This window comes from Salipiger sp., assembly GCF_059781815.1.
Genome location: NZ_JBYNAH010000029.1, coordinates 1 through 8,264, shown reverse-complemented (window position 1 = coordinate 8,264; position 8,264 = coordinate 1). Strand labels below are relative to the sequence as shown.

6 protein-coding genes are annotated in these 8,264 nt (G+C 68.1%); all 6 read right to left on the bottom strand.

Annotation, left to right across the window (positions count from 1 at the left end; genetic code table 11):
• Positions 1-215 precede the first annotated feature (215 nt).
• The 6 genes from AC6RA4_RS05285 to mmsA all read right to left on the bottom strand — a co-directional run bounded on the left by AC6RA4_RS05285 (position 216) and on the right by mmsA (position 8,187).
• On the bottom strand, positions 216-1,724 hold the full coding sequence (locus AC6RA4_RS05285) for an aldehyde dehydrogenase (NADP(+)) (protein ID WP_500158106.1): 1,509 nt from the start codon (positions 1,722-1,724) through the stop codon (positions 216-218).
• 12 nt (positions 1,725-1,736) lie between these two features.
• Positions 1,737-2,666, bottom strand: a complete 930-nt coding sequence (locus AC6RA4_RS05280) for a dihydrodipicolinate synthase family protein (RefSeq protein ID WP_500158104.1) — start codon at positions 2,664-2,666, stop codon at positions 1,737-1,739.
• Positions 2,667-2,681: 15 nt separating this feature from the next.
• The gene (locus AC6RA4_RS05275) at positions 2,682-3,608 is read right to left on the bottom strand and encodes a Gfo/Idh/MocA family protein (protein WP_500158102.1); all 927 of its coding nucleotides are present in this window, start codon (positions 3,606-3,608) and stop codon (positions 2,682-2,684) included.
• Positions 3,608-5,353 carry an L-arabinonate dehydratase gene (araD, locus tag AC6RA4_RS05270; RefSeq protein ID WP_500158100.1) on the bottom strand — a complete coding sequence of 582 codons (1,746 nt, stop codon included), beginning with the start codon at positions 5,351-5,353 and terminating at the stop codon, positions 3,608-3,610. The genes AC6RA4_RS05275 and araD overlap by 1 nt, the downstream gene beginning before the upstream one ends.
• A 74-nt stretch (positions 5,354-5,427) precedes the next feature.
• Positions 5,428-6,621, bottom strand: coding sequence for a multiple monosaccharide ABC transporter permease (mmsB, locus tag AC6RA4_RS05265; RefSeq protein WP_500158098.1), 1,194 nt, complete (start codon positions 6,619-6,621; stop codon positions 5,428-5,430).
• A 12-nt stretch (positions 6,622-6,633) separates the two neighbouring features.
• The gene (gene mmsA / locus AC6RA4_RS05260; protein ID WP_500158096.1) at positions 6,634-8,187 is read right to left on the bottom strand and encodes a multiple monosaccharide ABC transporter ATP-binding protein; all 1,554 of its coding nucleotides are present in this window, start codon (positions 8,185-8,187) and stop codon (positions 6,634-6,636) included.
• Positions 8,188-8,264: the final 77 nt, after the last annotated feature.

Here is an 8,264-nt window from a genome sequence, read left to right as displayed (position 1 = left end):
CCGCTACTACGTGCACGACGCCTGATCCGTTTTCCCCGCCGGGGGGGGGGTGTGCGCGTGTGGGCCTGGTTCACGCACCCACCCCGCGGGGGCGGCGTGCCCCCCCCCCCCCACTACTGTGGCCGGCCCGGCACCGGTCGTGCAAGGTGGAAGTCGCGGCGGGGCAAGGGGTCTACAGCTGCGCAAACCTCCGAGGGCGGGCCGGAGCCGCGACCTCATTGCAGGTCCTGCGGCAGCAGCGCCTCGGGGAGGTTCTGATAGCAGACCGGGCGCAGGAAGCGCCGGATCGCCATCGTCCCGACCGAGGTCGCGCCGAAATTCGTCGAGGCCGGGTAGGGGCCGCCATGCACCATGGCGTCGCAGACCTCGACCCCGGTGGGAAACCCGTTCGCCAGGACCCGCCCCGCCATGCGCTCTAGCACCGGCATCAGGCGCTGCGCCAGCGCGGTGTCGGCCTCCTCCATCATCAGCGTGGCGGTGAGCTGCCCGGCAAAGCTCTGCGCCACCGCCAGCATCTCCTCCGCGTCGCGGACCACGATGGCGATCCCCAGCGGCCCGAAGACCTCGTGGCCCAGCGTCTCGTTCGCCATCCAGGCCGCGCCGGTGGTGCGCAGGAGATAGGGCGTGGCGTCGCGCAGGTCGCAGGTCGAGCTCATCACCTCCTGTACGCCGCTCTGGGACGAGAGCGTTGCGGCCCCGGCGCGGTAGGCCTCGGCGATGCCCCGGGTCAGCATGACCTGCGGCGCGGTAGCGTCGAGCGCCTCTTTCGCGGCGGCGAGGAAGGCCTCGGTTTCGGGACCTTCGAGCAGCACCAGCGCGCCGGGATTGGTGCAGAACTGCCCCGCCCCCATGGTGAGCGAGCCGGCCCAGTCCCTGGCCATGCCGGCGGCGCGGGCCGCCATGGCGGCGGGCAGGAAGAACATCGGGTTGATCGAGCCCAGCTCGCCGAAGAACGGGATCGGCTCGGGGCGCTGCGCGCAAAGGTCGAAGAGAGCCCGGCCGCCGCCGAGCGAGCCGGTGAAGCCAACCGCCTTGATCAGCGGATGACGCACGAGCGCGCCGCCGACCTCGTGGCTGCCGCCATGGATCATCGAGAACGTTCCGGCAGGCATGCCGGTGGCCTCGATGGCGGCGCGGATCGCCTCGGCGACGATTTCGGCGGTGCCGGGATGAGCCTCGTGGCCCTTCACAACCACCGGGCAGCCCGCGGCGAGGGCCGAGGCGGTGTCGCCGCCGGCGGTCGAGAAGGCGAGCGGGAAGTTCGAGGCGCCGAACACCGCCACCGGCCCCACCGGGCGCTGCACCAGCCGCAGGTCCGGGCGCGGCAGCGGCGCGCGGTCGGGCAGGGCGGGATCGTGGCGGATGTCGAGATAGGCGCCGTCGCGGATATGCGCCGCGAAGAGCCGCAGCTGGCCGGTGGTGCGGCCGCGCTCGCCCTCGAGCCGGGCGGCGGGCAGCCCGGTCTCGGCGGTGCCGATGGCAGTGATGGCGGCGCCGCGCAGCTCGATCTGGTCGGCGATGGTTTCGAGGAACGCGGTGCGGGCCTCGCGCGGGGTGGCGCCATAGGCCGGGAACGCGGCCTCGGCGGCTCTCGCGGCCTTGTCGATCAGCGCGGGCGTGCCCCGGGAGACCGCGATGGGGCTGCCGGTGACCGGCGTCGAGGAGAAGGTCTCGTCGCTGCCGACCCAGGTGCCGGCGATCAGGTGGTTGCCGTGAAATGTCATTCCGTTGTTCCCTCACTTGCCCCAGCGCAGCGCCATGATGTCGAGATCCCGCGCCAGTTCCAGCAGCCGGGTGCGGGTGCGCGGCGACATCGGCTTCAGCGGGTGGCGCACGTGATCCGAGGCGATGACCCCGCCTTCCTTGTAGATCACCTTGCAGGCGCGCAGCCCGCACTGGCGGTTCTCGTGGTTGATCAGCGGCAGGCAGAGCTGCCACTGCGCCAGCGCCGCCGCCTTGTCCCCGGCGAGGTAGTGGCTGACGATGGGGCGGATCTTCTCGGCGAACATCCCCGAGGTCATCGTTCCCGTGGCCCCGGCATCGAGATCGGCCAGAAGGGTCACCGCCTCCTCGCCGTCGAAGGGGCCGATGATGTCGGTGCCGCCAGCGCTGATCAGCGCCTCGAGCTTGTCGGCGGCAAACGGAGTCTCCATCTTGAAATAGCAGACATTCTCGATCTCCCGCGCCATCTTTGCCAGCAGGGGCACCGGCAGCGTCACGCCCGAGAGCGGCGCGTCCTGGATCATGATCGGGATCGAGACGGCATCGGAGACCGCGGCGAAATGCTCGAAGATGCCCTCCGCCGCGGGCACCAGCCCGACGCCGTGATAGGGCGGCATCATCATCAGCATCGCGGCGCCGAGCGAGTGCGCATAGCGCGCCCGCTCGACCACCACCTGCGTGGAGAAATGCGAGATCGTGACGATCACCGGCACCCGGCCCGCCACGTGCTCGAGGCAGAGCCCGGTGAGGATGCGGCGCTCCTCGTCGGAGAGCACGAACTGCTCGGAATAGTTGGCAAGGATGCAGATCGCGTCGACGCCCTGATCGATCAGGCAGTCGAGCGTGTTCTTCATGCCCTCGAGGTCGAGCGATCCGTCGTCATGGAAGGGGGTGGGCGCGACGGGCAGGATGCCGGTGAGCGGGGTGGTCTTGAGGTCGGTCACGAAAGCTCCTCGGGGTCAGAAATGAAAGGGGGCGACGGTCTCGCGGCGGCCCAGCAGGAAGGCGTCGGCGACGTGGCGCATCGGCGCGAGATCCATGTCGATCAGGCCATTGCGCACGAGCTGCGCCATCTTGGCGTAGAGCCGGGGGTACTCCCCGGCGAGCCCGGTCAGCGCGTCGCTGGAGGGCGCGCCATCGACGTACATCTGCGCGCCGCCGTGGCTGAGCCGCAGCGTGCCCTCGGCGCAGACCGCGTCGATCTGCCAGGTCTGCTCGCCTTCCTGCCGGAAGTCGAAATCGCAGGAGATCGCCGCGCCGCCCGGGTGGCGAAAGGCAAGCTCCGCCGCGATCGGGGCCTGACGGTTCTCGGGGAAGGCCAGAATGGCCTCGCTTAGGTGGATCGAGTCAGGCAGGATCTCGGTCAGAATCGACAGCGCGTTGATGCCGGGATCGAACACGCCAAGCCCGCCGGGCGCAAAGATCCAGTCCTGCCCGGGATGCCAGCGCCGGACATCCTCGCGCCAGGTGATGTGGAGCGATTTCAGGGTCTTATCCGCCAGCCACGTCTTGGCAGAGGTGACCTGCTGCGCCTCGCGCGAATGCCACGTGGCATAGAGCGACAGGCCGCACTCGCGGGCCATGCGTTCGAGCTCGGCGCATTCCGAAAGCGTCGCCCCCGGCGGCTTCTCGAGCATCACGTGCCGGCCCGCCGCCAGCGCCTTCGCGGCATACTCGAAGCGCGGAACGGGTGGCAGGCAGAGCGAGACGACGCGGATCTCGGGCCGGGCCTCGAGCATCGCCTCGAGGCTGTCGAAGGGCTCGACCCCGTCCACCGTGGCGGAGCGCGAGACGGTGGCGGCGAGCTCCCAGTCGGAAGAGGCCGCGAGGGCGGGGACGTGCTGGTCGATGGCGATCTTGCCGATGCCTGCGAGTGCGATCTGCATCAGTGCGAGTCCTTTCCGACGGCGTTGCCCCGGCAGCCCCTGAGGAAGTCGAGATCGGCCCCGGTATCGGCACCCTGCACGTGCTGCTGGTGCAGCCAGCCATAGCCGCTCTCGAAGCTCTCGGCGGTCGGGGACCAGCTGGCGAGGCGCGCGGCCAGCTCGGCCTCGGAGATGTCGAGATGCAGGCGCCGCCCGGGCACGTCGAGCTCGATCATGTCGCCGCTGCGGACCACCGCCAGCGGACCACCGGCGGCGGCCTCGGGCGAGGTGTGCAGCACCACGGTGCCATAGGCGGTGCCCGACATGCGCGCGTCCGAGATCCGCACCATGTCGGTGATGCCCTTTTGCAGGATCTTCGGCGGCAGCCCCATGTTGCCCACCTCCGACATGCCCGGATAGCCCTTCGGACCGCAGTTCTTGAGCACCATCACACAGGTCTCGTCGATGTCGAGATCGGGATCGTTGATCCGCGCCTTGTAGTCGTCGATATCCTCGAAAACGACCGCACGGCCCTTGTGCTGAAGCAGGTGCTTCGAGGCCGCCGAGGGCTTCAGCACGGCGCCGTTGGGGGCGAGGTTGCCGCGCAGCACCGCGATGCCGCCCTGCGGGGTGAGGCCCCGGCCTACCGGGCGGATCACGTCTTCGTTGTGGTTGAGTACGTCGCGGACCTCGCTCCAGATGGTCTCGCCCGAGACGGTGAGCGCGTCCTTGTGCAACAGCCCCTCCTCGCCAAGCCGCTTGAGCACCACGGGCAGGCCGCCGGCGTAGAAGAACTCCTCCATCAGATACTCGCCCGACGGCATGAGGTTGACGATGGTCTCGACATCGCGGCCGCAGCGGTCCCAGTCATCCAGCGTCAGCTCGACGCCATCGACCCGGCCGGCGATGGCCAGAAGGTGGATGACCGCGTTGGTCGAGCCGCCGATGGCCCCGTTGGTGCGGATGGCGTTCTCGAAGGCCTGCTTGGTCATGATGTCGGAGGGCTTGAGATCGTCCTTGACCATCTGCACGATGCGCCGCCCCGAGAGCTGCGCCATGACGCGGCGGCGGCTGTCGACCGCCGGGATCGCGGCGTTGCCCGAGAGCGCCATGCCGAGCGCCTCGGCCATCGACGCCATGGTCGAGGCGGTGCCCATGGTGTTGCAGGTCCCCGTGGAGCGCGACATGCCGGCCTCGGCCTCGAGGAACTCCTCCTGGGTCATCTCGCCGGCCTTCACGGCTTCGGAGAATTTCCAGAGGTGGGTGCCGGAGCCCACGCGTTCGCCGCGGAAATAGCCGTTCAGCATCGGCCCGCCGGTGACCACGATCGAGGGCACGTCGCAGGAGGCGGCGGCCATCAGCAGCGAGGGGGTGGTCTTGTCGCAGCCGACCATCAGCACCGCGCCGTCGATGGGCTGGCCGCGCAGCTGCTCTTCGATCGAGAGCGCGGCGAGGTTGCGGTACATCATCGCGGTGGGGCGGAAGGTGTTCTCGGAAGCCGAGAACACCGGCACCTCGACCGGGAAGCCGCCGGCCTCCCAGATGCCCGCCTTCACCTTCTCGGCCAGCTCGCGCAGGTGGCCGTTGCAGGGCGTCAGGTCGGACCAGGTGTTCATGATGCCGATGATCGGGCGCCCGTCGAAAAGATCGTGCGGGTGTCCCTGGTTCTTGAGCCAGCCGCGGTGATAGATCGTGTCGCGGGAATTGCCGCCGTACCATTCCTGCGAGCGCAGGCGCCGGGGCCAGGGGGCAGGTTTGAACGTCATGTCGGTCGGTCCATTGCTAGGGAGATCTGACGAGGCGGGCAGGGGCGCGGCAGCCGCGCCCCCGGCAGGGCGCCTCAGGCCTTGTTTTTCTGGTAGACGTCGAAGAACACCGCGGCGAGCAGCACCAGGCCCTTGATGACCTGCTGGTAGTCGATGCCGATGCCCATGATCGACATGCCGTTGTTCAGCACGCCCATGATGAAGGCGCCGACCACCGCTCCGATGATCTTGCCCGAGCCGCCCGACATCGACGCGCCGCCGATGAACACCGCCGCGATCACGTCGAGCTCGACCGCGAAGCCGGCCTTCGGCGTCGCCGTGTTGAGGCGCGCGGCGAAGATCAGCCCGGCCAGCGCCGCGAGCATGCCCATGTTGACGAAGGCGAGGAAGGTCAGCCGCTCGGTCTTGATCCCCGAGAGCTTGGCCGCCTTCTCGTTGCCGCCGAGCGCATAGATCCGGCGGCCGAGCGTGGTGTTCTCGGTGATGAAGGCATAGATCAGCGTCAGCACCACCATCGAGATCATCACGTTGGGCAGGCCGCGGAACCCCGCGAGCTTGTACATGACGTAGAACAGCGCGCCGCTGACGATGATGGTGCGGGCCCAGAAAAACGCCGCGGGCTCTTCCTCCATGCCGTACTTGCGGTTGGTGATGCGCTGGCGCAGGCCGAGCCAGACGATCAGCATCACCGCGATCACCCCGGCGGCAAGCGCCGTGCCGTTGGGCCGGCCAAGCCCGGTGATGTCGGGGATGAAGCCGGTCGAGAGCGCCTGGAAGCTGCGCTCGAACGGGCCGACGGACTGGCCCTCGAGCAGCCACAGCGACAGGCCGCGGAACACCAGCATGCCCGCCAGCGTGACGATGAAGGCCGGGATCTTCCAATAGGCGACCCAGTAGCCCTGCCACGCCCCGATCACGATGCCGGCGACGAGGCAGGCGGGGATCGTGGCCCAGACCGGCCAGCCCCAGTTCACCATCATCACCGCCGCCAGCGCGCCGATGAAGCCCATGACCGAGCCGACCGAGAGGTCGATATGCCCGGCCACGATGACGATCAGCATGCCGAGCGCCATGATGATGATATAGCTGTTCTGCAGGAACAGGTTGGTGATGTTGACGGGCTTCAGCAGCGTGCCGTCGGTGACCACCTGAAAGAAGATCATGATCGCGATCAGCGCCACCAGAAGCCCGTATTCGCGCAGGTGCTTCGACAGGTACTGAACGAGGCTCCCGCCGTCGTTCCCGCGTTTGTTTTCAGCCAGTTCCAACTGTCCCTCTCCCTATTCCGCCGCGCCCATGACGGGCTCGTCGACCACGTCGGTCACGATCATCGACATGATCCGCTCCTGGCTCGCCTCGGCGGCACTCAGCTCGCCCACCAGCGCGCCCTCGTTCATCACGTAGATCCGGTCGCACATGCCCAAGAGTTCCGGCATCTCCGACGAGATCATCACCACGCCCTTTCCCTCTTCGGAGAGGCTGTTGATGATGTTGTAGATTTCGAATTTCGCGCCGACATCGATGCCGCGCGTGGGCTCGTCGAGGATCAGCACCTCGGGGCCCGAGAACAGCCATTTCGACAGCACCACCTTCTGCTGGTTGCCGCCCGAGAGGTTCATCACCTTCTGGAAGACCGAGGGCGTGCGGATGTTCATCGCCTGCCGGTAGCTCTCGGCGACGCGGGTCTCCTCGCCCTCCGAGATGATGCCCTTGCGCGAGACGCTGGGCAGGTTTGCCAGCGTGATGTTCTTCTGGATCGTCTCCTCGAGGATCAGGCCCAGCGACTTGCGGTCCTCGGTGACATAGGCGAGCCCGGCCGCGATGGCGCGCCCGACGGTCGAGGTGTCGACCTCGCGCCCGTGCATCTTGACCCGGCCCGAGATGTTCTGGCCGTAGCTGCGGCCGAAGATCGACATCGCAAGCTCGGTCCGGCCCGAGCCCATCAGGCCCGCAATGCCCACCACCTCGCCGGCGCGGACCCGGAACGAGGCGTTGCGGATCACCTGCCGGTCCTTGTGCTCGGGATGCCAGACCGACCAATCGTCGACCTCCATCAGCATCTCCCCGGCACGCTGCGGGCGCGGCGGGTAGCGGTTCGAGAGGTCGCGGCCCACCATGTCGCGAACGATGCGGTTCTCGGTGATGTCGTCGGTGCGGGTGTTCATCGTCGACACCGTCGCGCCGTCGCGGATCACCGTCACGCTGTCGGCCACCCGGCGCACCTCGTTGAGCTTGTGGCTGATGATGATCTGGGTGACGCCCTGCGCCTTCAGCTCGAGCATCAGGTCGAGCAGCGCCTGGCTGTCATGCTCCGACAGCGCCGCGGTGGGCTCGTCGAGGATCAACAGCTTCACGTCCTTGGAGAGCGCCTTGGCGATCTCGACGAGCTGCTGCTTGCCGACGCCGAGGCTGTCGATCAGGGTGCCCGGCGCCTCGTTCAGCCCGACCTTCCCGAGCAGGTCGGTGGTCATCCGGAAGGTTTCGCGCCAGTCGACGATGCCCTTGGTGGCGCGTTCGTTGCCGAGAAAGATGTTCTCGGCGATCGACAGCAGCGGCACCAGCGCCAGCTCCTGGTGGATGATGATGATCCCCAGCGCCTCGCTGTCGTTGATGTCGGAGAACCGCGCGGGCTGGCCGTCGTAGCGGATCTCGCCGTCATAGGTGCCGGCGGGATAGACCCCGGAGAGCACCTTCATCAGGGTCGACTTGCCGGCGCCGTTCTCGCCGCAGATGGCGTGGATCTCGCCCCGGGCGACCGTCAGGTTGACGTTGTCGAGCGCCTTGACGCCGGGAAATTCCTTGGTGATGGCGCACATCTCGAGCAGGGATGTCATGCCGTTGACCTCTCGCATTCATGGGTCGCATTCATCGGTCGCATTCGTGGTTGGGATCCGCGCGGGGCGGCCTTGCT

Excerpts from the sequence above, each read along its gene's own strand:
- AC6RA4_RS05285 (WP_500158106.1), bottom strand. The coding sequence starts at position 1,724 with ATGACATTTCACGGCAACCACCTGATCGCCGGCACCTGGGTCGGCAGC.
- AC6RA4_RS05275 (WP_500158102.1), bottom strand. The coding sequence starts at position 3,608 with ATGCAGATCGCACTCGCAGGCATCGGCAAGATCGCCATCGACCAGCAC.
- araD (WP_500158100.1), bottom strand. The coding sequence starts at position 5,353 with ATGACGTTCAAACCTGCCCCCTGGCCCCGGCGCCTGCGCTCGCAGGAA.
- mmsA (WP_500158096.1), bottom strand. The coding sequence starts at position 8,187 with ATGACATCCCTGCTCGAGATGTGCGCCATCACCAAGGAATTTCCCGGC.